The organism is Burkholderia sp. A2, from assembly GCF_001729305.1.
Lineage (GTDB): Bacteria > Pseudomonadota > Gammaproteobacteria > Burkholderiales > Burkholderiaceae > Burkholderia > Burkholderia sola.
This window is the reverse complement of sequence record NZ_LZXX01000068.1, coordinates 1-25,681: the sequence shown is the minus strand read 5'-3', so window position 1 is coordinate 25,681 and position 25,681 is coordinate 1. Positions and strand designations below refer to the sequence as shown.

At 61.3% G+C, this 25,681-nt stretch carries 10 protein-coding genes and 2 pseudogenes; 2 read left to right on the top strand and 10 right to left on the bottom strand.

Going from position 1 to position 25,681, the window contains the following annotated elements:
• Positions 1 to 120 precede the first annotated feature (120 nt).
• Positions 121 to 11,961 carry a YadA-like family protein gene (locus A9Z05_RS37585; protein WP_176730154.1) on the bottom strand — a complete coding sequence of 3,947 codons (11,841 nt, stop codon included), beginning with the start codon at positions 11,959 to 11,961 and terminating at the stop codon, positions 121 to 123.
• A 431-nt stretch (positions 11,962 to 12,392) separates the two neighbouring features.
• Here A9Z05_RS37585 and A9Z05_RS05515 point away from each other — a divergent pair.
• Positions 12,393 to 12,935 (top strand): annotated as a pseudogene (locus A9Z05_RS05515) (DDE-type integrase/transposase/recombinase); the annotation flags it as partial.
• An 88-nt stretch (positions 12,936 to 13,023) separates the two neighbouring features.
• On the opposite strand, the gene A9Z05_RS05510 reads toward A9Z05_RS05515, so the two are convergent.
• Complete coding sequence (locus tag A9Z05_RS05510; RefSeq protein ID WP_069617219.1) at positions 13,024 to 16,386, bottom strand: ATP-binding protein; 3,363 nt, start codon at positions 16,384 to 16,386, stop codon at positions 13,024 to 13,026.
• Complete coding sequence (locus A9Z05_RS05505) at positions 16,383 to 17,057, bottom strand: response regulator transcription factor (RefSeq protein ID WP_069617218.1); 675 nt, start codon at positions 17,055 to 17,057, stop codon at positions 16,383 to 16,385. Before A9Z05_RS05505 ends, A9Z05_RS05510 begins: the two co-directional genes overlap by 4 nt.
• A gap of 768 nt (positions 17,058 to 17,825) precedes the next feature.
• Here A9Z05_RS05505 and A9Z05_RS37580 point away from each other — a divergent pair.
• A pseudogene (locus A9Z05_RS37580) lies at positions 17,826 to 18,104 on the top strand (ISL3 family transposase); the annotation flags it as partial.
• Positions 18,105 to 18,147: 43 nt separating this feature from the next.
• On the opposite strand, the gene A9Z05_RS35925 reads toward A9Z05_RS37580, so the two are convergent.
• The 7 genes from A9Z05_RS35925 to A9Z05_RS05480 form a co-directional block, all read right to left on the bottom strand.
• The gene (locus tag A9Z05_RS35925) at positions 18,148 to 18,690 is read right to left on the bottom strand and encodes a hypothetical protein (RefSeq protein WP_141723365.1); all 543 of its coding nucleotides are present in this window, start codon (positions 18,688 to 18,690) and stop codon (positions 18,148 to 18,150) included.
• 285 nt (positions 18,691 to 18,975) lie between these two features.
• Complete coding sequence (locus A9Z05_RS35920; RefSeq protein WP_141723364.1) at positions 18,976 to 19,524, bottom strand: hypothetical protein; 549 nt, start codon at positions 19,522 to 19,524, stop codon at positions 18,976 to 18,978.
• Between the two features lie 10 nt (positions 19,525 to 19,534).
• Positions 19,535 to 19,678 (bottom strand): hypothetical protein, encoded by a 144-nt coding sequence (locus A9Z05_RS34130; protein ID WP_176730153.1) that lies wholly within the window; start codon positions 19,676 to 19,678, stop codon positions 19,535 to 19,537.
• Positions 19,679 to 19,886: 208 nt separating this feature from the next.
• A complete protein-coding gene (locus A9Z05_RS05495) occupies positions 19,887 to 20,663 on the bottom strand; it encodes a molecular chaperone (RefSeq protein WP_069617216.1) in 777 nt (258 codons plus the stop codon).
• Positions 20,664 to 20,866: 203 nt separating this feature from the next.
• The gene (locus A9Z05_RS05490) at positions 20,867 to 22,204 is read right to left on the bottom strand and encodes a hypothetical protein (RefSeq protein ID WP_218077802.1); all 1,338 of its coding nucleotides are present in this window, start codon (positions 22,202 to 22,204) and stop codon (positions 20,867 to 20,869) included.
• Positions 22,167 to 24,668: a TcfC E-set like domain-containing protein gene (locus A9Z05_RS05485; RefSeq protein WP_176730152.1), complete on the bottom strand. Its 2,502-nt coding sequence runs from the start codon at positions 24,666 to 24,668 to the stop codon at positions 22,167 to 22,169. The genes A9Z05_RS05490 and A9Z05_RS05485 overlap by 38 nt, the downstream gene beginning before the upstream one ends.
• Positions 24,669 to 25,141: 473 nt before the next feature.
• The coding region (locus A9Z05_RS05480; RefSeq protein WP_218077801.1) for a hypothetical protein at positions 25,142 to 25,681 on the bottom strand (540 nt) is incomplete at its 5' end.

Here is a 25,681-nt window from a genome sequence, read left to right as displayed (position 1 = left end):
CACCAGTTGACCTCTACGAATTCCGTCCGACCTCACATGCCGGGCGCACCATAAAAAAGACCCGCGCGAGGCGGGTCCGGAAATACGGGAGCGGGTTGCCCCGCTCCGCCAGTCAGGCAGTTACCACTGATACGATGCCCCCAGGCCAACGGTGTTGCCACCGCTCGACAAGCCCACACCGGCCTTCATCTTCAGGTTCTTGTTGATGCGGGCCTCCCCGCCGAACGCGACCGCCTGATAGCCCTTGTAGCTCGCACTGCCGATACCGAACGACAGCGTCTTGCCAGGATCGACACCCGGGATCATCGTCAACGCGGTTGCCGCCGCGATGCCCGAATAGGCATTACGCGATACGCCGTTGATCTGACCTTGCAGCCCGCCAACCGCCCGGTCGAGCTGGCCCTTGGTCGCCGCATCCGACGCATTCACGCCATCCGCGATATTGACGATCCGGCGCTTGCCCTGGTCAGAGCCGTCACCGAACGAGACCGTGTTGTCCTCGTTCGCGACGGAGCCCGCACCAATCGCAACGCTGTTGTCGCCCCGGGCCTTCGCACCCTGACCGATCACCGTACTGTTCTCGCCGCGAGCCGACGAGTCCTGGCCGATCGCCGTGCTATTAGCTGCGTGTGCATCAGCACCCGCACCAATCGCCGTGCCGCCCGCGGCGCGCACCGTCGCGTTCGCGCCGACTACCGTGGCGTTGCCAACATCGTCGTTAATCGTCGAGCCCGAACCCATCGCAACGTTGTTGCTGCCGTTGCCGGATTGGGCCGCCATCACCGCCTGGCCCGCTTCGCCCGAACCGCTGATCAGGTCGTTGCCGACCGTACGGCGCGATTCACCGCCCGAGCCGCCTGTAGTTTCGATCTTGCTGACGCGATCGTCCATCGTGCCGAGGCGATTTTCGAAGTCGCTCTTCAGCGACGACAACTGGCCGTAGTTCACTGCGTCGTACTGGCTCTTGCCGTCGGCAACGTTGGTCAGCATCACCGGCGCCGCCGCGGGCCCGCCGAGCGTCACCGAACCGTAGTTCGGCTTGCCGTGCGAGTCGACGTCGTAGCGCACCGCCAGCGAATCGGTGGCGCCATACGCCGCAGCCGCCTGCACCGCCTGTGAGACGGTCGCGTACTTGTGACCGCCCACTTCGATCGAATTGACGGCAACGTGCCCGTTTTCATCGACAGTCGTGTCGCCTCCGATCGCATTCGCGACGCTTGTGGCCATGCCGTGCATTTGCGAGCCGTTCACCGCATCGGTGCTCGTCGCGCTTACCGCTCCGGCCGCCACGTTGTGCAGGCCAACCGCTGTACCGGCATCCCCGAGCGTGACCGATGCACGATTCGCCGAACCGTCTTCGTTGCGATCGTAGCGCACCGCTGCAACCGCGTGCCCGGTTTCCGGATCGATCAGACCGCTGTTCGCGATCGTATCCTTCAGGGTCGAGATGTCGCCCGTGTTGGCCGTCACCCGCCCGTCGAGATTGCCGATCGCCGCACCGACACTGTTCACCGTCGTCGTGCCGCCCGCGAGCGAGTAGCTGGGCGCGGAGATCGTGCCGTCGGCGCCTGCCTGCGAGCCGCCGCCGAGCGCTGTGGCCATGCTCTGCGACGCACCATACAGTTGCGAGCCGTTCACCGCTTCCGTGCTCGTCGCATTCACCGCGCCGGCCGCAACGTTCTTCAGCGTCGTGCCTTTCTCGCCAGCCAGCGTGACCGTGCTCTTCGCTGCATCGTCGTACGCAACCGCGTTCGGATCCATACCGCCACTGCCGCCACTTGCCGCTGCAGCCGCGATCGCGTCGCCGACGTTACCGTAGGTCTTGTCGCCGACGTGATACTTCGGTGCCGTCACGCTGCCATCGGCGCCGATGCCCGCACCGCCGCCCAGCGCGGTCGTTACGTCACTGAGCTGCGCCACGTTCACCGCGTCGGTGCCTTGTGTACCCGCCGCAACGTTCACGATCTGGCGCTCGCTTCCGGCGCTACCCACCGAAATGGTATTCGCACGCGTCGCCGTGGCGCCTGCGCCCAGCGCCACGGCACCGTTCGCCGTGCCTTCCACGCTCGTATTGGCACCCAGCGCCATCGCATTGGTCACGTTCGGCGCAACGCTCGCACCCGCGCCCAGCGCAATGCCATTGGTCGCGCCCACTGCGGCTTCAGCGGCATTGCCAATCGCGATCGAGCTTTCACCGATCGCCTTGATGCCGTTATTGCCGACCGCGACCGCGTTCTCGCCGTTCGCCTTCGCGTTCGAACCGATCGCCAGCGCTCCCGCGCCATTGGTCGTCACCTTCGAACCGATGGCCACCGAGTACGATTGGTCCGCGCCTGTTTGCGCCATATTGCCGATCGCAACCGATTCGTCCGACAGCGCCCCAGTGTTCAGCCCGAGCGCGATCGCGTTTGCCCCTGCCGCATGAGCCTCTACGCCGATCGCGGCGGCCGTCGTGCTCTCCGGATCGCCCCCGCTGATACTCGCCGAGTTCGTCCCCCCCATACCGTCGACCGCGACCAGGGAATTCGACTCGTCCGAATCCGCAAGCGCATTGACCCGAGACAACAGGTGCGACTGCTCAGCTGCGACACGGGATTTCAGTTTGCCCAGCGCCTCGAACAACTGCGATCCATTGATCGCATCCGTACTCCTGGCTGTGACGTCCCCCGCTCTCACGTGGACGATCTTGCGTTCGGTCCCGTCATCACCGACGGACACCGTCATCGCCTCGTTCGCAACGGAGTTGGAACCCAGCGCAACCGATCCGCTCGCGAGCGCACGCGCACCGGCACCCAGCGCCAATGTATTCGAACCGCCTGCCAAGGCCTTTGAACCGATCGCGACAGACTGAGCGCCAGTAGCGGTCGCGGGTGCGTCGCTGGCCCGGACCTTGATGTACTTCAGATCGATGTTGCCTTCAGCCAGTTCGCGCTTCATATCGGACAACCCGGTGTTCAACTGGCCGACGTTCACCGCGTCGCTATCATCCACGCCTGCTGCGACGTTCTTCAACGCCACCGGCGCTGCTGCGCCCGCACCGCCCAACGTCACCGAGCCGCGGTCCGCCGTGCCGTCTTCCTTGCGGTCGTACGTCACCGCCGCGATCACCTTGCCCGTGTCCTTGTCCACCAGGCCGGATTCGGCAATATCGTCTCGCAGCTTCTCAACGTTCGTCGCATTCGTCGTCACACGGCCGTCCAGGTTCGACACTGCGTCACCAACGTTTTTCGCCGTCGTCTTGCCGCCGTCCAGCGTGTACGCCGGTGCCGTCAGCTTGCCTGCTGCGTCTACCGTCGAACCGCCGCCCAGCGCGCTTGCCACGCTCTGCGACGCGCCGTACAGCTGCGAGCCGTTCACCGCTTCCATGCTCGTTGCATTCACGGTGCCCGCTGCAACGTTCTTCAGCGTCGTGCCTTGCTCGCCAGCCAGCGTGACCGCACGCTTGGCTTCATCGTCGTATGCAACCGCGTTCGGATCCGTACCGCTACCCATTTCGGCTGCGGCGACGATCGCGTCACCCACGTTACCGTACGTCTTGTCGCCAACGTGGTACTTCGGTGTCGTCACCTTGCCCGCCGCGTCCACCGTCGAACCACCACCCAGCGCGCTTGCCACGCTCTGCGACGTGCCGTACAACTGCGAGCCGTTCACCGCTTCCGTGCTCGTCGCATTCACCGCGCCAGCCGCGACGTTCTTCAACGCCACCGGCGCTGCTGCGCCCGCGCCGCCGAGCGTCACCGAGCCGCGATCCGCCGTGCCGTCTTCCTTGTGGTCGTACGTCACCGCCGCGATCACCTTGCCCGTGTCCTTGTCGATCAGACCGGACTCCGCAATATCGTCTTGCAGCTTCTCGACGTTCGTCGCGTTCGTCGTCACTCGGCCGTCCAGGTTCGACACCGCGTCGCCAACGTTGTTCGCGGTCGTCTTGCCGCCGTCCAGCGTATACGCCGGTGCCGTCAGCTTGCCTGCTGCGTCCACCGTCGAACCGCCACCCAGTGCGCTTGCCACGCTCTGCGACGCGCCGTACAACTGCGAGCCATTCACCGCTTCCGTGCTCGTCGCGTTTACCGCACCGGCTGCGACGTTTTTCAACGCCACCGGGTCCTTTGCACCCGCACCGCCAAGCGTCACCGAGCCACGATCTGCAGTGCCGTCCTCCTTACGGTCGTACGTCACCGCCGCGATCACCTTGCCCGTGTCCTCGTCCACCAGACCGGACTCGGCAATGTCGTCCTGCAGCTTCTCGACGTCCGTCGCATTCGTCGTCACACGGCCGTCCAGGTTCGACACCGCGTCGCCAACGTTGTGCACAGTCGTCTTGCCGCCGTCCAGCGTATACGACGGTGCTGTCAGCTTGCCTGCTGCGTCCACCGCCGAACCGCCCCCCAGTGCGCTTGCCACGCTCTGCGACGCGCCGTACAGCTGCGAGCCGTTCACCGCTTCCATGCTCGTCGCATTCACCGCGCCGGCCGCAACGTTCTTCAGCGTCGTGCCTTTCTCGCCAGCCAGCGTGACTGTACTCTTCGCCGCATCGTCATATGCAACCGCGTTCGGATCCTTGCTGCTACCAATCTCAACCGCGGCCGTAATCGCATCACCCACGTTACCGTAGGTCTTGTCGCCGACGTGGTACTTCGGTGCCGTCACGCTGCCATCGGCGCCAATGCCCGCACCGCCACCCAGCGCCGTCGTTACGCCACTGAGCTGCGTCACGTTCACCGCGTCGGTGCCTTGCGTACCCGCCGCGACGTTCACGATCTGGCGCTCGCTTCCGGCATTACCCACCGAAACGGTATTGGCGCGCGTCGCCTTGGCGCCTGCGCCCAGCGCCACGGCACCATTCGCCGCGCCTTCCACGCTCGTATTGGCACCCAGCGCCATCGCATTAGTCAGGTTCGGTGCAACGCTCGCACTCGTACCCATTGCAATGCCATTGGTCGCGCCTACCGCGGCTTCCGCTGCATTGCCGATCGCGATCGAGCTTTCACCGATTGCCTTGATGCCGCTATTGCCGAGCGCAACCGCGTTCTCGCCGTTTGCCTTCGCGTTCGAGCCGATCGCCAGCGCTCCCGCGCCATTGGTCGTCACCCATGAACCGATGGCCACCGAGTACGCTTGATCCGAGCCCGTCTGCGCCATATTGCCGATCGCAACCGATTCGTTCGACAGCGCCCCGGTGTTCAGGCCGAGCGCAATCGCGTTCGCCCCGGCCGCATGAGCGTCCACGCCGATCGCGGCGGCTGTCGTACTCTCCGGATCGCCCGTCGCGATGCTCGCGGTATTGAACCGACTACCGTCCGAACCCATACCATCGATCGTGACGAAGCTCGAGCCTTTACCACCACCGCCGCCGCTGGCTGCCGCGGCCGCAATCGCGTCACTGACGTTACCGTAGGTCTTGCTGCCGACACGGATCGCAGGCGCCGTCACCTTGCCGGCCGCGTCCACCGTCGAACCACCGCCCAGCGCACTCGCCACACTTTGCGACGTACCGTACAGCTGCGAACCGTTCATCGCTTCCATGCTCGTCGCGTTCACCGCGCCGGCGGCAACGTTCTTCAACGTCGTGCCTTTCTCGCCGGACAGCGTGACCGCGGTCTTGGCTGCATCGTCGTACAAGACCGCGTTCGAATCCGTACCGCCGCCTCCGCTCGCTGCCGCGGCTGCGAGCGCGTCGCCAACGTTGCCGTAGGTTTTGTCGCCGATGCGATACTTCGGTGCCGTCACGCTGCCATCGGCGCCGATGCCCGCGTCACCGCCCAGCGCCGTGGTAATGTCTTTCACCTGACGCACGTTCGCCGCATCGGTGTCGCCGATGCCCATTGCGACGTTCTTCAACGCCACCGGCGCTGCTGCGCCCGCACCGCCAAGCGTTACCGAACCGCGATCCACCGTGCCGTCTTCCTTGCGGTCGTACGTCAGCGCCGCAATTGCCTGGTTCTTGTCCTTGTCGAACAGACCAGATTCGGCAAGATTGTCTTGCAGTTTCCCGACGTTCGTCGCGTTCGTCGTCACACGGCCGTCCAGGTTCGACACCGCTTCGCCAACGTTTTTCGCCGTGGTCCTGCCGCCGTCCAGCGTGTACGTCGGCGCCCTCACCGTACCGCCTGCGTCCACAATCGAATCACCGCCCAGCGCACTCGCCACACTCTGCGACGCGCCGTACAGCTGCGAGCCGTTCAGCGCATCCGTGCTCGTTTTGGCCACCGCGCCATCTGCAACGTTCTTCAACGCAACCGGCGCTGCCGCGTCCGCGCCGCCCAGCGTCACCGAGTTGCCATGCGCCGTGCCGTCGTTACGGTCGTACGTCACCGCCGCAAGCACCTTGCGCGTGTTCTTGTCCACCAGACCCGACTCAGCAAAATCGCCTTGCAGTTTCTCGACGTTCGTCGCGTTCGTCGTCACACGGCCGTCGAGATTCGACACGGCTTCGCCAACGTTATTCGCACTGGTCTTGTCGCCGTCCAGCTTATACGTCGGTGCCATCACCTTACCGGTTTCGTCTACCTTCGACCCACCACCCAGCGCGCTCGCCACACTTTGCGCGGCGCCATACAGCTGCGAACCGTTCACCGCTTCCGTGCTATCCGCACTCACCGCGCCCGCTGCAACTTTCTTCAGCGTCGTACCTTTCTCGCCAGACAGCGTGACTGCGCTCTTGGCTGCATCGTCGTACACAACCGCATTCGAATCCGTACCACCGCCACCGCTTGCTGCCGCGGCTGCAAGCGCGTCACCCACGTTAGCGTAGGTCTTGTCACCGATGTGATACGTCGGTGCCTTCACGCTGCCGTCGGCGCCGATACCCGCATCACCACCCAATGCCGTGGTGATGCCCTTCATCTGGCCTACGTTCACTGCGTCGGTATCCGAAATCCCGCCTGCAACGTTCTTCAACGCCACCGGCGCTACTGCGCCCGCACCGCCAAGCGTCAACGAACCGCGATCCGTCGTGCCGTCTGCCTTGCGGTCGTACGTCAGCGCCGCGATCGCCTTGCCCGTGTCCTTGTCGATCAAACCGGACTCGGCAATATCGCCTTGCAGTTTCTCGACGTTCGTCGCGTTCGTCGTCACGCGGCCGTCCAGGTTCGAGAATGCGTCGCCAACGTTGTGCGTGGTGGTCTTGCCGCCGTCCAGCGTATACGCCGGCGCCGTCAGCTTGCCTGCTGCGTCCACCGTCGAACCGCCGCCCAGCACACTCGCCACGCTTTGCGACGTGCCGTACAGCTGCGAACCGTTCATCGCTTCCATGCTCGTCGCATTCACGGCGCCGGCAGCAACGTTCTTCAGCGTCGTGCCTTGCTCGCCAGCCAGCGTGATCGTGCTCTTCGTCGCATCGTCGTATGCAACTGCGTTCGGATTCGTACCGCCACCACCGCCGCTTGCCGCCGCAGCCGTAATTGCGTCACCGACGTTACCGTAGGTTTTGTCGCCGACGTGGTACTTCGGCGCCGTCACGCTGCCATCGGCGCCAATGCCCGCACCGCCACCCAGCGCCGTTGTCACGCCGCTCAGCTGCGTCACGTTCACCGCGTCGGTGCCTTGCGTACCCGCCGCGACGTTCACCATCTGGCGCTCGCTTCCGGCATTACCCACCGAAACGGTATTGGCGCGCGTCGCCTTGGAACCGGTACCCAGTGCGACCGCACTATTCGCGCCTTTTTCGACGCTGGCATTTGCGCCCAGCGCCATCGAGTCGGCCACGTTGCGTGCAACACTCGCGGACGCGCCCAGCGCAATGCCATTGGTCGCACCTGCTGCGGAGCTGGCCTTGTTACCGAGCGCAATGGAATTCGCGCCGATTGCCGCCACGCCGTTATTGCCGAGTGCGATCGCGTTGTCACCGTTCGCCCGCGCCTGCGAACCCACGGCAAGCGCGCTTTCCCCGTTGGTCGTCACATTTGACCCGATGGCCACCGAATTGGCTTGGCCGGCACCCGTTTGGGCCATGTTACCGATGGCCACTGCGCCATCCGAGTACGCGTAGCTACGCACGCCGAGGGCGACCGCATTCGCGCCCGAGGCAATGGAACCTACACCGATCGCGGCGGCAGTGTCGCTCGCCGGATCGCCGCCGACGATGTTCGCGGTATTCTCCTGACTACCGTCCGCTCCCGCACCGGCAACTTGCAAGAATTTCGATGGGTCGGCCGATGCCAAGTCTGTCTTGGCTGCAAGGACGTTAGCCGTCAGCGAGCCATGCCGCGACCTGAGCTCCGACGACAGCTTGTCGGTCCGGTCGGACATCTTTTCGATCGCTTCGGTCAATTGATTCACGTTGACTGCGTCGGTATCTTCCGTACCGTCGGCTACATTCGAAATGCGACGTTCGCGACCGACGTCGCCAACCGATACCTGGTTCGCCTCCGTAGCAACCGAATTGAGACCGATCGCGACCGAGTTGAGCCCGTTCGCGCGCGAACCCGTACCCAAGGCCAGCGAGCCATTTCCGGTCGCGTTTGCGCCCGCGCCGATCGCGACGGTATTGGTTCCCATCGCGTTTGCGGCTTGCCCCGTTGCCTTGACCTTGATGTAGCGCATCGACAGGCTGCCGTCCGAGAGCGAATCGCGGATCGACTTCGTTGCATCCGACAATTGGCCGACGTTCACTGCGTCGGTCGCGTCCACGCCGGCTGTGACGTTCTTCAACGTCGTGCCTTTCTCGCCAGCCAGCGTAATCGCGCCTTTGGTCTTGTCGTCATATGAGACAGCGTTCGGATTCGTACCGCCACCGCCGCCGGTTTCCGCCGCGGCCGTGATCGCGTCACCGACGTTGCCGTAGGTCTTGTCACCGACGTGGTATTTCGGTGCCGTCACGCTGCCATCGGCGCCGATGCCTGCGCCACCGCCCAGTACCGTGGTAACGCCTTTCAACTGGCTCACGTTTACTGCATCGGTGTCAGTCGTACCGACTGCAACGTTCTTCAACGCCACCGGCGCTGCCGCGCCCGCACCGCCAAGCGTCACCGAGCCGCGATCCGCCGTGCCGTCTTCCTTGCGGTCATACGTCAGCGCTGCAATCGCCTTGCCCGTGTCCTTGTCCATCAGACCGGATTCGGCTATATCGCCTTGCAGTTTCTCGACGGTCGTCGCGTTCGTCGTCACACGGCCGTCCAGGTTCGACACCGCGTCGCCAACGTTTTGCGCGGTCGTCTTGCCGCCGTCCAGCGTGTAGGCCGGTGCCGTCAGCTTCCCGGCTGCGTCCGCCGTCGAACCGCCGCCCAGCACACTCGCCACGCTTTGCGACGTGCCGTACAGCTGCGAACCATTCATCGCTTCCAGGCTCGTCGCGTTCACCGCGCCGGCCGCGACGTTCTTCAGCGTCGTGCCTTGCTCGCCAGCCAACGTGACCGTGCTCTTCGCCGCATCGTCGTATGCAACCGCGTTCGGATCCGTACCGCCACCGCCGCCGGTTTCCGCCGCCGCCGTGATCGCGTCGCCCACGTTACCGTAGGTCTTGTCACCAACGTGGTACTTCGGCGCCGTCACGCTGCCATTGGCGCCGATGCCTGCACCGCCACCCAGCGCCGTAGTAACGCCTTTCAACTGGCTCACGTTCGCTGCGTCAGTGTCAACCGTACCGACTGCAACGTTCTTCAACGCCACCGGCGCTGCTGCGCCCGCACCGCCAAGCGTCACCGAGCCGCGATCCGCCGTGCCATCTGCCTTGCGGTCGTACGTCACCGCCGCGATTACGTGGTTCTTGTCCTTGTCCCACAGACCGGATTCGGCAAGATTGTCTTGCAGTTCCTCGACGTTCGTCGCGTTCGTCGTCACACGGCCGTCCAGGTTCGACACCGCGTCACCAACGTTGTGCGCGGTGGTCTTGCCGCCATCCAGCGTGTACGCCGGTGCTGTCAGCTTGCCTACTGCGTCCACCGTCGAACCGCCACCCAGCGCACCCGCCACGCTCTGCGACGCGCCGTACAGCTGCGAACCGTTCATCGCTTCCATGCTCGTCGCATTCACCGCGCCCGCTGCAACGTTCTTCAGCGTCGTGCCTTGCTCGCCGGCCAGCGTGATCGTGCTCTTCGTCGCATCGTCGTATGCAACCTCGTTCGGATTCGTACCGCCGCCGGTTTCCGCCGCCGCCGTGATCGCGTCACCCACATTACCGTAGGTCTTGTCGCCGACGTGATACGTCGGTGCCGTCACGCTGCCATCGGCGCCGATGCCCGCACCACCACCCAGCGCCGTCGCTACGCCCTTCAACTGCGTCACGTTCACGACGTCGGTGTCCTGCGTACCCGCTGCAACGTTCACGATCTGACGCTGGGATTTGGCGTTCCCCACCGAAACCGTATCGGCTCGATCGGCTGCCGAGCCAGTGCCAAGCGCCACTGCCCACGTGGCATTCGCGCCTACACTGGCTTGGTCCCCTAACGCGACCCCATTACCAGGGCTGGACTGAGCATCGGGTCCAATGGCAACAGAGACCCCTTGCGCCTGCGCGCCTGCTCCGACTGCTACTGCACGCATCCAGCCGCCTTGCGAGCCATCGACCGCGCGTGCGCCGTCGCCAATCGCAATAGCCCCCGAATACCCCGGCCGACCGGCTGCTGCGTTAGCGCCAATAGCAATCACGCCCGCTCCCGCTCCCCCAGTATCCGCCTTCGCGCCCTCGCCTACCGCGACATTGTTACTGGTTGCGTACGCATCCTTCCCGATCGTGACCCGACCAGCATCAAGCCGGTCACTACTAGCCTTCGCAATCGCGGCATTCATCTGGCCCGATGTCACCGCCGCAGTGACTTTGCCCGTTTTCGCGTCCAGCAGGCCAGTATCAGCAAAGTTGCCTTGAAGTTTCTCGACGTTCGTCGCGTTCGTCGTCACGCGGCCGTCGAGGTTCGACAACGCGTCGCCAACGTTTTTCGCAATGGTCTTGCCGCTGTCCAGCGTGTACGTCGGTGCCGTCACGCTGCCGTCGGCGCCGATGCCCGCACCGCCGCCCAGCGCCATAGCTACGCCGTTAAGCTGCGTAATGTTCCCGGCGTCAGTGCCTTGCGTACCCGCCGCAACGTTTACGATCTGCCGCTCGCTGCCGGTATTCCCCACCGAGACGGTATTGGCGCGATTCGCCACCGAGTTTTTACCGAGTGCCACACTGCTCCGGGCGCTATCGACCTTCGCATGGGAACCGATCGCTACACCGCCGTCCGTGTCGGCCGAGGTTACCAAGGCACCGTAACCAATCGCCAATCTCCCAGCTCCTGCTTCGGCATTCGAATTGGCACCAATGGCAATCGCGCCTTCGCCGTTAGGTGCAGAAGCACTAGCCGAGTGATAGATAGCTGCGTTAGAACCAATAGCGATCCCGTTATCGCCATAATTAAGAGCCGACCGATTTCCATTTATGCTCAGCATATCGGCGGCGGGAATACCTGAAACACTCCCGACATTCACCTGTTCAAATTTCGTCGCCCCCGCATCCGCGGCACTCGCTGCAAGCACCCCGATCTCCGGCGTTGAAACGCTATCTGACGACAATGCCATGTTCTTTACAGCGCCAGCGTCAGCTTGATCGCCTCCGCTTGCCCTGCTGCTATATACAGAGAGCTGGCGTACGCCATCCTCGGAATGGACCATTGCATCGCTGCTCGAACCGCACTTCCCCAATTCCGCACTATCACCCGAAACACAGTAAGCACTCCCACCATCGGCTGCCCCGATGTGCGTTTCAGCGACGGCAGACCCGACCATTCCGGCGCCGATAGAGAGTGCCAACACGACAGGTGCCTTGCGCAGCCCAACGGTATTTTCACGCGCTGTCATGCGCACACTTTCGGCCGCATCCAGAATTGGACGATAGATCATCTCCCCAGCAGAAACACCATGAATCCGCTTGAGCTTCATCAGCGATTTTTTCGACGATTTTCCGCCGGCACGAGATTTCGCAATTTCAGAAGCCGCGGTCCATGTGCCGCTGGATGCATTCCAAACCACCTTGTACGACTTATTCATAAAACGCTCTCTATCTCTACACAAAATAGCGTCCATCCATCAGTGGAGGACCATTGTTATCGAACGAACAGCCGACCGAAATCCCGCGCCACATCGATTCGGGTAATGGCCATGAGACCCGCCGTGCTTCATGCTCGCGCCCATTGCTTTACGCTCATGGACACAATGACGATCCGACTCCAAGTCCATCGAATTATCGGCCCCACCCAGTGCGATGAAATATAGGAAGCGACGCAAAAAAGTCGCTCGATGTCCTATTTTTCGACGAAAACATAGGCCATTTCCTATTCGATCGCTGGGGGACCACCTAAAGGCGAGTCGATTTATTAAAAAATCGAATTTATATCGGGGACGCTTATCGGCAGGTGAAAATAACGCGCACCTTCACGATCCACTTTTGGAACCGTGGATCAGGCATATCTAATTTTTCAGACGGCAAGGTGGCCGTCGCGCGCAGCAATCACCGATGGTGCTCGGGCGGCTTCGAATTCGGCGGCGACAACGGCGAGCCGCTGTGCGTAACGTTCGCACTGGATTGATGTGATCGTGAGGCGATGAGTTGGGCAGCCACGACGGCAAGCCATAGCGGCGACATCGTGCGAGACGTGGTGCTCGCTGCCGTGGAAAATCGGTTCGGCGACGAACTGTATAAGCCATCCGAAATCGAGTGGCTGAGCGACAACGGCAAGCTACATGGCCGACGACACGCGCCGGTTCGCAGTGGCCATCGGCCTGAAGCCATTGACCGCACTGGTGTCCAGCCCACAAAGCAATGGGATGGAATGGCCGAGCGCTTCGTGAAGACGACGAAACGCAACTACGTCGCCGTCATGCCGAAGCCGGACGCAGCGACTGCTACACGCAACTTGGCCATCGCGTTCGAGCATCGCCACGAGAAGCATCCCCATAGCGCGCTGAAATACCGCTCGCCTCGCGAGTCCCGGCGTTCGATGGATTCGGTAACCTTAGCGTAATGCCGTGTCCGGTATTACAGGGCCAACTCCACCGGCGTGGGACCCTTGAAGGCTGTTGAGCGTGTATCTCGACCGTTGGCGTCACCTTTCAGGAATACTTTTGGGCTGTAACATGCAGCGCCAGCCAAGACTCCACCGCATCGACAAACGATTGGCGATCTGCTTCCTCGACACATTTGGATTCCGCTATCTTCGCGGACCACTCTTCCAAGTGACTTACCAGTTCGCCCCTATCGAGAATCATCAGGGCGCCCTGGATCCGGTGCAATCGTTCCAGCACCTCGGATACGTGACCCGCCTGCACCATCAACCGGAGTGCTTCTTTGTCGGAAATCCACGATTCGATGAACAACGACAGAAGCCGGCTGACACCCGGTGTAGCCCGTGGCAGTTGCTGAACGTCGCCAGGCCCGAGCACGTTTTGCAGCACGAGAGAAAGGTCGCTCAAAGTCGACGGTTTTGTGATGAGCGCGTCGAACGGGGTGTTTGCCACTCCCGCGAGTGTCGCATCGGCAGTACACAAAACGACCGGCCACGATATCCCCGCTGCTCGCAAGTCGGACAACAGCTCCGCTCCGCCCTTGCCCGGCAAATTGGAATCGGTGACGACGAGATCGTAGATCCGGGACTGGCAACGTCGAATGCCATCCTCCGCGCTACCGACGACGTCCACATGTCCGATCCCGAGCATTCGCAATTGATCGCACATCAACTGCGCACTGACTCGGTCGTCCTCAACCACCAGAACGCTGGCCTCACTCCACGCACCGCCTGTGATCTCGCCGGAACTGTCAGTGCTACCCGCGCGGCCATCATCGTCCGCTCCAGAAAGGACCATTTCGATCGCGTCGAGAAGCAACTGGCCACTGTAGGCGCTAATGACGACGGCATGGCCTGCGGAGATCGGGACAAGCGGCCCGTCCAGGCCGATCGTAATGCGACGGTAAGCGCCAGTCGTTTCGGGAGAACCGTCATGTTCGAGCCAGTCGCGCGCGTCGATGAAAACCGTGGAAGCAGGCGCTTCCTCCCGTCCGTCCTCCTGACCACTCGTAACGCGAGCGGCCGGATACCACGCGCTGAGCTGGGCCGCCAGTTGCCCACGCCAACTGGGAATATCGCAATTCACGACGAAATGGATGCCTTGGCCGGCATTGCCGTTGATTCGCGCCGCCGAATCGTGACGAAGTGGCAGCACGACGGTGAAAATCGATCCGACGCCAACCTCGCTCTCGACGGTGATATTGCCACCCATTCGTTCGGCGATTTTCTGGCAAAGAGACAGGCCGAGCCCGGTACCCGCTCGCGAACTTTTCGGCCCGGCCGAGCCTTGGACGTAAGGCATGAAAACCTTTTCAATCTCGTCCTCGGGAATACCCCTACCGGAGTCAGCAACGCGAAGCCGCACCTGGCCGCCCTCGGTCGAGCCGAGTGAAACCGTGATCGCCCCGTGAGATGTAAACTTGACGGCGTTGCCAATGAGATTGGTGACTATTTGCGTGAACCGGTACCCGTCGCAAATCCACGTGCCCCGTAGCGCCGGATCGATCAGACAGAGAAGCCGCACGCCGTTTTTCTGCGCGTCCACCGCAAACGTCCGGCTTGCCTGCTCGACGAGTTGATCAATATGTTGTGGCTGTTCCTGTAGCAGGAACTCGCCTGCCTCAATCCTGGACAGATCGAGCACGCCGTTGATCAGCGAAAGGAGTGAGCCAAACGAGTCCTGCGCGATCAATAAGCGCGAGCGCTGCTCCTCGGTCAATCCCATCCGCGAAAGCAACTCAAGATTCCCTAATGCCCCGTGCAACGGTGTCCTGATTTCATGGCTCATCGTCGCCAAAAACATTCCCTTCTCGTGACTTTCGGCCTGAGCACGCGCTCGGGACTCTCGCAGCCGCCGTTCGATTTCCTTTCGCTTCGCCAAATCGACCATCCCAATCACGAAAACGTCGTCTCCGCGATACTTGGCCTGCGCGTAGGCAACCTCGAGATCAGGCTCCATCTCAAACCGGCTTACCACGCCGGTGCGCTCGGCACTTCCCGCATGAAACCTGACCAGTGCGCCGGCACGTGCAAGTACGTTGTCGGGGCTGGCGTCCTTTTCCCCTTGGCTGGCAAAGGCCATCTGAAGGCTTTGCGCTTCCGCGTTCTGCAGCAGGATGGCACCGCTCCTCCTGGCCACGACGGTCAAGCTCACTGGCGCGACCTGGATGATGGACCGACTGAACGCCTCGCCCTCCAAAAGGCTATGCAGCCGCTCGCTGGACGGCCGAATCACCTCGCGATTCATCCAGAACGCGCCTCCGATGACCAGACCACATCCACTCAGCGTCGCGAGTACAACAAGCAGCAGTTGCTGGGTGATTGCCCCCAGAAGGTCGCTCCAGGTATATGCATATACCGCGACCCACTGCGGGCCTGGCACACGCTGAATAACGAAGAAGCTGCCCTCCCGCCAGATGCGTTGGGGCCGTCCGTTCGCCGCCTGGTATACCCACGGATTTCTCGATATGATTTCCGCCCAATGCGCCTCTTGCGGATTCGTTTCGTCGATACCCAATAGTCGCTGCACCGCGCACGAGACAACAAAAAAATGCGGATCGCCTTCGTTGTGCAGAAAATACTGATTGAATCGATTACACGGAATTGACAATGCGATCGTTGCCTTGCGTTGCTCACCCTCGTAGACGGATGTCGCAAAATACGTGGTCGTCATGTCGTTGAGCGGATCCTTGGACCCGGTCACCCACACAACCTTGCCCCGTACTCCGTTCCGGGCATCGCGCTGCATCTCCTCTTCGATAGCCTCCATGCGTTTCCCGATGAAGTCTTCGGCGGCCTTTTCAGTGTTCAGCCGGGCAATCTGGTCCGGTGCGAGCGGCGGAAGCGTTGCCAGAAATCGCTTATCGGGCGTATAGATAAACCCTTCCGATAGCGCTGGCGAGTTGTCCTGATGGGAAAGCGAAAATGTCGACGCATATCTTGCCAGATCGATCAAGTTTGTCTGGCGAGCCGCGTCCAAGGGTGAAGTGAGTGTCGACACGACCGAGAATGCGCGGGTCGCCGCAGATCCGGGCACTGTCTGAGCCAACTGGTTCTGTCGGGGCAACAGAACCTTCCGCGCTTGCGAGTCACCTGACTCCAGGTACTCCTTTGCAATCTGGTACGTCACGACCAACTGGCGAATGCGGGCCTCGCGCCTGTCGACCTCCTCCTTCAATGCCTCTCTCTGCGCGGAAAATTGCTGCGCAAATTCCTCGTGCTGATGAGATATCAGGAGTTCGGTCACGCCCCCGGCGCATACCAGGATAAGGCACGTCAACGTTATGGTCGAAACAATCAGCAGGCGCTTTGAGAACGTCAACCTGAGCGGCACGTAAGCTGGGGTTGCCGTTACGATTCCGTCGTCGGCCCCATCCGAAGCTCCCTCTGCGTTGCCGCGAGACTGGCTCATGAGCCGAAATGTTCCGTGTAGATGCGATAGAGGTCAGCTTCGGACCTTGCCCCCAGCTTGTGCATGGCCCTCATTTTCTGGTGGCTGATCGTCTTGATGCTGCGATTCGTATGCATCGCGATTTCCGTAACCGACATCCCGCGCCCAAGCATTCGAAATATTTCGAGCTCGCGCTCGCTGAGCGATTCGATCGAAGTCTGCGCCGCATGTCCGGCCTCGAGCAGGTCGACAGCCACGGCCGGATCAACGAACGTTTGCCCGGCATGCACGCGGCGCACGATTGCAGCCAGGCGCGCGAAATCCTGGCTTGATTTTCTCAGGAAGCCTGCAACGCCCGCATTCATGACGCGAGAGACGAGCAGCGCGATATCCTGATGTGCAGTCAGCACAATAATCGCAACGTTCGGATGGCTACGCCTCAACCGCTTGAACAGTGCAACTCCGTCGGGCTCCTGATCGCCACTGAATGAATAATCGCAGATCAGGACATGGCAAGGCTGCTGTTGCAACAACAGTAGCAACTCCGAAATTGTCGATGCCACACCGACCACATTGATATCCATCTCGGCCGCCAGGATCGAGGCAACGCCGGCAGAAACCACCGGATGGTCATCGGCCACGACGACATTGATTCCGCCTCGAGCGTTGCCACTATCAGTGGATACATTCATTAATATTTTCCCCAAAAACAGCGGTCTATCCTTCCGATGCTTGGTTACAACCCGAAGGATCGGCCTTCGGTTCGTCTGTCATTCTCAAACAAATTTCTAGTCAGATACCGATCAGGTGGAAATATTCGAACATGTCTCCACGAAGGTCCAGCATGCAGATACCGCGATTCATGTTTCCCATGATAGAGCACGGAGCGAGAGCGTACCGCCATGTGACGGCATGCGCCAATCCGGCTTTCTCGACGTCTCGCCTCGCGCATGGATTTTTGCAATGCACAATGGCCGTGAGTCGGTTTCAGTCATATGATTTGGCCCCAACTTTTCATGGAAGTCGCTCAAACAACCGGAATCCAGTGCATTCCATTAATGCATGGCGGCATGTCTTTCACCGATGCCCGACTCAGCGATCGAGTTTTTCCGTGTGGTTCGGCATGACGCTCCGGAAGGTGCCACTGTATGCGGACACCAGTCGGAAGCTCGTCAGATTGAGCGTCGACTCGGACATCTTGCTCACATATTGCCGCCCCACGAAGCATTCGTTGACCTCCGTCGAAACCTGGACCGCGCGCGAATTAGTCAAGCTGACCTCGCCGCATCAGACCGATAACTCGTCGAGGTCAAAGCCCTGACACGCAGCCAAAGCGTCCAAAGAGTATACGTGTGTTCTGCATCGCGATAGCGCGACGCGACTGCGTTGGAATACGCGGCGAGGTTGCCGGGGTTGTGGATGCGGACCGTTGAGTAGGCGCTTCGATCACCAACGACCGGCAGAGCGCTCCGCCGCTGCTGCAAGCGGCCAGGGTACAGGCGGTGGCGGCCGTCTACGACCTTGGCACCGACAAGATGCGCTGCGGGCGGGGTGAGCGAGCCCGACTGGTCCACGATACGGTATCTGGCGACGGACGAGTTCGAGCCCTATAAAGGTCATCGCTACACCACGGCGAGGGTAGGTCCGATCAGCCGATAAGGACCGTCATGAAACAGTGTCCGCAGACGGAAATCGCTTTCGACCTGTACCACCTCGTGGCCAAGTATGGCCGCGATGTGCCCACACCTTACGCCTACAGCAGCAGGGGGCACGATGCTTAATCTAGAAATTCGTCTCAAAAACTGCAGTCGCGGTTGAAGCATAGGAATGGCCAGGACGCTTATCCTTCGCATTCCCACCGTACATACCCGCCATCCACAAGCCGGTCAATTCTTTGCCTGTCGCGGCCTCTTCGGCCGTCGCAACCTCAAGGGGGATGTCCACGCTTGGAGCATTATTAAGACCTTCGAAACGTAGAAAGTAGCTCATAGCCTCCCCCTTTGGATCCGTAATATCGGGCATTATTCCATAACCATTTGGAACGGGATGTCCAGCCCGCAAGGTCATGCGAACACTCCCATGGGAACTTTTCACTTTCCACTTGATAGTTCCCATGGCAGTATTATATTTCCAATCCCAGCCCTCGGGAGGAACGAGTTTAATTTCGTCGCCAGACTTCCAGTCGATCGATGCGACCTCAAAGACATCCTGCGACGGCACTTCACCGGCGAGCTGGACGTTTAAATCGATCGACTTCGGATTTTCCGCATACGCCAACATTGCGCATGCGCCGGCAGAAATTGCCAAAACGAGCTTTTTCATCATGCTGAATAATTGAGACTTGCAGTAAATTCTTTGGACCATTCAACTCAATGCAATGTCGGCGCGCAATGGCCATTTGAACCAGCGCCTTTCGCAAGGAAAGGTTCGCCCCTATTTCCAGAGGCGAATCGTCTCCGTGCGCGTGCGGGGACGATCCACCACGCACGTGCGAAAGCACTACCTTAAGCCTAGAACCCTGTATCGAAAACCGCGTCATCGTGCCAGTGTAGGTACCACTACGTGGACTACCGTCAGGAGCCACTCCGGCCAATAGCAAATACAAGCCCCTTACTCATCGAGGGCCGTCTCAAAGACCGCAGACACAACGCCTGTATATGTCATGCCTCTTTTCATGGGGATATCCTTGTTAGAATAGATTCCCAGAACCAATTCTATTTCACCGCCTTTTGCCGCAACGTCTTTACTTGCGACCTCCACTTTCTCCTCATCTATCGGTTCCAGAAACCCCTTCTCGGGGGTTAACACCCGCCGCAGCACACCGATCTTCGAGATTCGATCTTCACCCAGGAGATACCAGTTACCCGTCGTCATTGACTCCCCACCTGAAGTCAATGTCAACTTCACATGAATAGCGCCATAACTACTTTTTATCTTTAATGTCATTGTTTCGGTCTTCTCAGTGCCACGCCACCCAACCTGAATGTTGTCAAACTTGGCCTCGTGGCCACTTGCCCAACCGATTGGCGTTACTTCAAAGACACCCTGGGGCGGCACCTTCCCTGCGAGCCGTACCTTTAAATCGACCGCCTCCGGTTTTCCCGCATACGCCGACATTGCACATGCACTCGCAGCGATTGCCAAAGCAAGCTTTTTCACCGACTACTCCTTACTCGACTTCAGTCTCAAGCACCAGGGGCACCGTGCCCGTGTACTCACCCGTCACCGGGGCGGCCTTGATTTTGTCGCTCGCCTCCCCGGGCGTGATCATCCGCTCGATCGGCTTGCCGCTCGCCGCCTGGTCCTTCGTCACAACCTCGACAGGCTCAGTGCCGACGTCCTTGCCGCCGAAGGAGTACTCATAGAGGCCAGCCGGACCGCTCTTCTTGGAGCGCGCGACGGTTGCCGACCAACTGACCTACCGCTCGGAGAAACCGCTCGCAAGTTGGCCGGCAGGCCCAGGTCACTGCAACCGTGCCACCAACTTTGCGGTGGGATACGTCAGCGGAGGCAGATCATCTTCACGACGCTGACGCGGCTTGCCCGGCCTCGACATGCATCCTCGTTCGCTTTTCGCCTTCGCGCAGTTCGAACTCGCACCGCGAGCCGGCTTCGCACGGCAGCTCCTTCGTTTTCCCTGGGCGGATGTAGTACGCCGTCGGTTCACCGCATGCACCGTTCTTCTCCTTGCACACGCGATAGGCCTCGAGCGTCACCATCGAACTTCCGTTGTTCTCGACGATGCTCTTGCCAGCGGCCACCTTGAACTCCGTCTGATAGCGCTCGTCGCCCGGACGCACGATCACCATGGCCCCGTATCCGGTCAGGACGTTGATGCCTGCGGACAGCGATTCCTTGTATTGCTCGATTTCATCGTTGCTCAGCACAAAGTCGTCTTTCGACTTCGGCACCACCGGTACAAAGCGCACGCGATAGTAGCGCTCCGCGTCGCGCTTGCCGCGATACAGCAGACGCACCGATTGGGCACCCTCGGCCGGCACGATCAGGCGAGAGGGGCTCGCGATCAGCCCTTGACCGTCTCGTTGGGTCAACAGCGCGGGGTCGAGCGGCACCTCTTCCTGCTTGCCGTCATCCTTGAACACCACCTCGCTCACCTCGACCCGTACGAATGCAGTCGCATCCCCCTTGTTCCGGATCCGCTTGAGGATCGACGACTGCGTTCCGCCCATGTACTCGAACATGGGGCCAATGTTGATCGACGGCGCGCCCGCGTGGGCCGAAAGAGAGCACATGGCCAGTAGGCCAGCAAACATACACTTCGCGAGATTGACTTTCATTCGACACTCCTTTTATCGGCACTGAATGCGATCTCGCCCGATGCTGCCGGGGCCCGTCTTTCGCTCATTGCATGTGTGCCAGTTCAAAAATATGCAGCGCTTGCGTGGACCGGCTGCATGTCAGAGATTCCATTTTCCGCACGCCAGGTTGCGGCGAATATCGGAATAATCTGAAAGCGCCGGCCGCGGCCGCGTCCGCCGCGTCACTCGGCGATCGCATCAAATACAACGGAGGCCCTTCCCGTATAGGTCGTCCCCGGATGCCGGCCCATCTCCGAGACTCCCTGACCGTCAATGGCAACATGGGCGGTTGCCACGGCGTTGTCCAGATACCGGTCGACATCGAGCGCGGCGGGCGCCCGCGTGGTCAGTGGAATCCGACTAAACGGCGCTTGACGGTCAGTGGTCGCACCGGCCACCGTCAACGCAAGATCGACCGGTACGACCGAGCCATGGGTGTTGCGCATGACGCAGCGGCCGGCTGCGTCTTCACCGTCCTCGCACCGCAGGCTCACCCGCAACGGCTCGCCCGTGGACAGCCCGTACGCGACGTCACGCTCGATCCTGGTAGAGGGCTTGCCTTCCGCTATCCAGTTCAACCAGCCCTGAGCAGGGGCGAGCTTGACATCGTTACCGGCGCCCGAGTCCGTGATCATGAATTTGTGGCGCACCTTCAACACGAACGCGACATCAACGCTCGATCGCGCCACGTGAGCGTGCGCGCCGAAGTCGAAATCCTTGCCTGGCCCAACCGTGAAGGTGTGCACCCCTTGGTAAGTGCCATTGGGCAGCGATACGGGATCCGGCGCGACGAGTTCGTAGGCCACGGCAAGTGAACTTCCATCGAGGACGACTGCGCCCGCGGGAAGCGGCTGGCGAGGGGTCTTGAAACAGCCCCCACCGTCGCGGGGCAAACGCCAGCCGAACCGGTAGGCATTTGCCGTGGCCATAGGCTGGACGGAGAGCGCCGTACATCCTGCCGGCGGCTGTAGCCAGCCACCTCCATTCCAAAGGGCCGCATGCGCCGTTTCGGCGCTTCCTGCCGGCGTACCGGTCAGCTGGTACACATCGGGCCGGAGCGTGTATTGCCCGAACATGCCCACGACCCGGAACGTGACCGCAGTGACCCGGTTCGTGCGTTCGTCCCTGAGTTCGACACGAATCGGATTGGCCGGCGCCCGAAGATAGACGCCATCCTGCCCAGTCGCACCGCTATCGAGCGCACCGTAACTCACATCGCCCACCGGCAGATCGACAGTCGTCACGCCTGCACAGCCACCCGGATCGGCCGCACAAAAGCCTGCCGGCCTCGTGATATTGCGAAAGCCGTTTTCGCCTTGGGTCTGCGCACCGGGCAGATATTCAGCCTCGATCGACACATCGGCGGCACGCGCGACGGTTGCGCCGGCTAGCACCAAAGCCGAACCGGCCAGGCATCGCATGAGCACGATGAGCGCTCGGGCGGTTGATGCGCCCACGCCGCGGTTGGCGCTACCCTTCTGATTACCCCTGTTCATCATGGTTCTCCGCTGAATCGGCATTGGTCTGCTCCTGTTCACATTGCAGCTCCCCAACAATCAGAGAGTCACCTTCCATTTGATGGTCCTGCGGCTTCAGGTGAAGCGTGCAGAGCGGCTTGCCCCCTTTCTCGACCTTGACGACCGGCTTCGCATGACTCACCTCGAGCGCGAAAAATCCGTCGGCCTCGGTGACCGACCGGCCCGCGGGGCTGGACAGATGAGCGGCCCGCACCGGGTTGCCTGCATGGTCGACCAGTCGGCCGATCACCGTCATCGTCTTCATGACGTGCACCTTCTCGTACCCGACGCCGCCCTTGTTCAGGTGGTAATGAGTCGTGCTCGGCTGCAGCGTCGCCGCCGGTGCCTGCGATCGATCGAAGAAATACTGGAGTCGACCTGCGCGATAAGCCGACACGGGAACCAGATTGCGACCCGGGCGCAGCTCAATGCTGCCCCCCGCGGTGTCCTGCGCACGCACCTTCACGCCCTCGAAATCGGATGCCAGGTCCACAATCACCGCGGACTCGCCGTTGAAGGCATTGCTTTTGCCGGATACGGCAGCGGACTTGCCGTTCGTGCCAACGGTACTGAACAGGTTCATCCCGCCGGCAATGCCACCTTCCTTGGACGAGCGCTGGAGGAACGCATCGCCGCGCGCCACCGAATGTTCGAACTGCGTGGTGGCACCCATGCTCAAGCCGTACCGGTCGACGGTTCCGTTTGCTCCAACCGACTTGAAGAAGCCAGTGTCCAGCTCCTGCCGTACGCCCAGCGACGCATACTGATCACGCTGGCCATCCGAGCCGCTTCGCGTTCCGAGGTTCACGTTGTAACTGCGCTTTTCCTTGCCGAGCGCAATACTCAAGCCAAGATCGACGCCTCGGTTGCGGGTTCTCGCCAACGTCCCGGTGGGACGATCGAAGCCGGACAAACGCCAGGTGAGATCGTTGCCGAACAGGCTATGTCGATGCGAAACCGACAAGTCGACACCGAGGCCGCTCGTCGCGCCGCTGGCGTATGAAGCGCGCGACATGATGCTCGTTTGCGGCGTGAAGCGATGGCTCCACGTGATCGCCGAGTCATGCACCTTGCCGCTGCGCACGCTCGCGCGCGCATTCCGTTGGCGCCGGTCGTTGCGTTGCCAGCGCTGGCTGTGGCTCAGCGATACGCTCCCGTCCCGGTACGGCATCAGGATCTGCACATCGCCGCCCACTCCGTGCTTCGACGAGTGGTACACATTCCAGTAGGTTCGCGCACGGTCGGTAAACTGCCAGTCAAGCGACGCGCCGAATACGTTGGCGTCGGCCACATGCTGCGCCGACGCACCGAGCACGACCCGCGGATGGGCTAGGTAGTTGATCGCGCCACCCGCGGTGAACGCGTGCGAGCGATCCTCGCCGATCAGGTTGCGTTCCTGTCCTGCAAAAAATGCGTACTTCCACCGTTGTGTCGGATCGCTCCACGCTGCGGGCTTGTAGATGAGCTCATTCTGCGTGGAGGCAACCTGACCATCCTCGACAAGCCGGATCTCCACTTCATAAATGCCGCTGGGCAGCGGGCGCGTATCGACCACCTGCAGCCCCGGTTGCACCGATTGGCTGTGGATCAATGCGCCATTGCGGTAGATTTCCACCATGCCCTGGCGATTCGCGGTCACATAAACGGGATAGAGGCTCGGGCGCGCCCCTTCAACCTCGCGTGCTTCGGACGTGCCGAACATCACCCCAAGCGTCGTCGCCGCCCCACCACCTGGCATGCGCGGAGGCCGAATACCCGTTGCCAGGTCCGGCGTAAAGAAGCCCGCGCGGGCAAATTTGCCCTCGAACTCGCGCTGCGCGTACAGCCGGGGCACCGAGTATTCAATCTCGCTGGCTCGCCGCATGCCGCGGTTCTGCGTCGCCTGCAATCCGCTCGTGATCGACCAGTTTCCCACGCTGCCGATGGCGTCGAACGCATACCGTCCACCGATTTCACGGCCCTGGCCACCCGTCAGATTCAGGTAGTTGTACGTAATCAGGCCGGTGCTTCCACTGGCCGGCAGCGGATGATATTTCTTCTGCTCACCATCCTGTTCCGCGCGGCGCGTCACGATCGATAAAACGGAGTCCTGGAGGTTGTAGTGAAGCGCGAGCACGCCGTCGCAGTTGGTCTCGCAGGCGCCGAGCGCACGCGGCTCACGGAGGAATTTTTCGATCAGCGCGCGATCGCCCTGGTCGATGCCGCCGTGCTGCTCATCAGAGAGCGCCACCAACTGGACCTTTCCATCGCGACTCAACGTGATCGTGCCCTCGCCTGCCGAATGGCCATCGAAATCAATGCGCACGATCAGCGGCGAATCGAACAGTTGCTCGAGAAAATCCGCCGGAAGCTGCTCCGCCTGCTCGAACAGGTCCGCCCCCGAGCCGGCAACCTCCGCACGCGCGAACGCGGCCTGTTGGCACAGCGCGCCAATGGCAAGAAAAATAGCGAAGCTGATCTTGCTCATTTTCGGCATAGCTGCTCCAACATTCTTTAAATTCGGTTAAATGGATAACCCGGTGGATGCGCGGGACAATCGGAACCGGACGCACCGTACGGGCGAAACGCGCTCCAGAGCCACGCGAGCAAAACCACCGCAGCGGACGCGCGGCAATTTATCGGTGTGGACGGCCAGAAAGCGCAACGCCGACGGGATGTGGTCGGTGTCGACTGAGGCAATTATGAGAAATTGAATGACCGAAACGAATCAGAGAAATCTGATTTGGAAGGCCAGAGCACGCTGAAGTGGGTTGTTAAATCTGGAGATTATTAAATAATGAAAAGCGGCGCCGGTTTTTTGGACGGGCCTGCGTCATGTCGGCACACAATGGCCATTGAACCCGCGCCTGCGAAAAGACGGACTCGCCCCGACTTATAGGGACGAATCCGTCGTCGTGCACTGGCGCGGAGCACCACACATGCACGGGCGAAAGCACAATCTTAATCCTCGACCCCGGTCTCGAAGACCGCAGTCATCGTGCCAGTGTAGGTACCGCTGCGCGGGACGCCGTTCGGAGCATTCAGGCTCAATCGGACACCGACCCAGTCGCCTTTTGCGGCCGAATCGGCCTTCACGGCTTCCACTCGGTTGCCGCTATTCAACCTACCCCAACCGATCCACCCCCCCGTCGCTTTGGTGGAATTGCCGTCAAGCTCGACAAAATCATCACCACTTTCGTGCACGAGCACCCCACGGTTTTTTGCCGACACATCTTTGCCCTGCAACGGAGACCGAAGTTCAATATGGACCGGTCCATAGGAACTTTTCACATCCCACTGGAATTCCGCGACGATACCCGTCACCTGGCCACCCCAACCGTCTGGCACGGTCATCTTTACGTTCTTGCCATCCCAGTTGCCCTTGGGCTTTACTTCAAAGACATCCGGCGGCGGGACCTTACCGGCGAGTTGGACCTTCAAATCGATGGGGTTCGGAGCGGCCGCATACGCCGACATAGCCCACGCACTCGCTGCAACTGC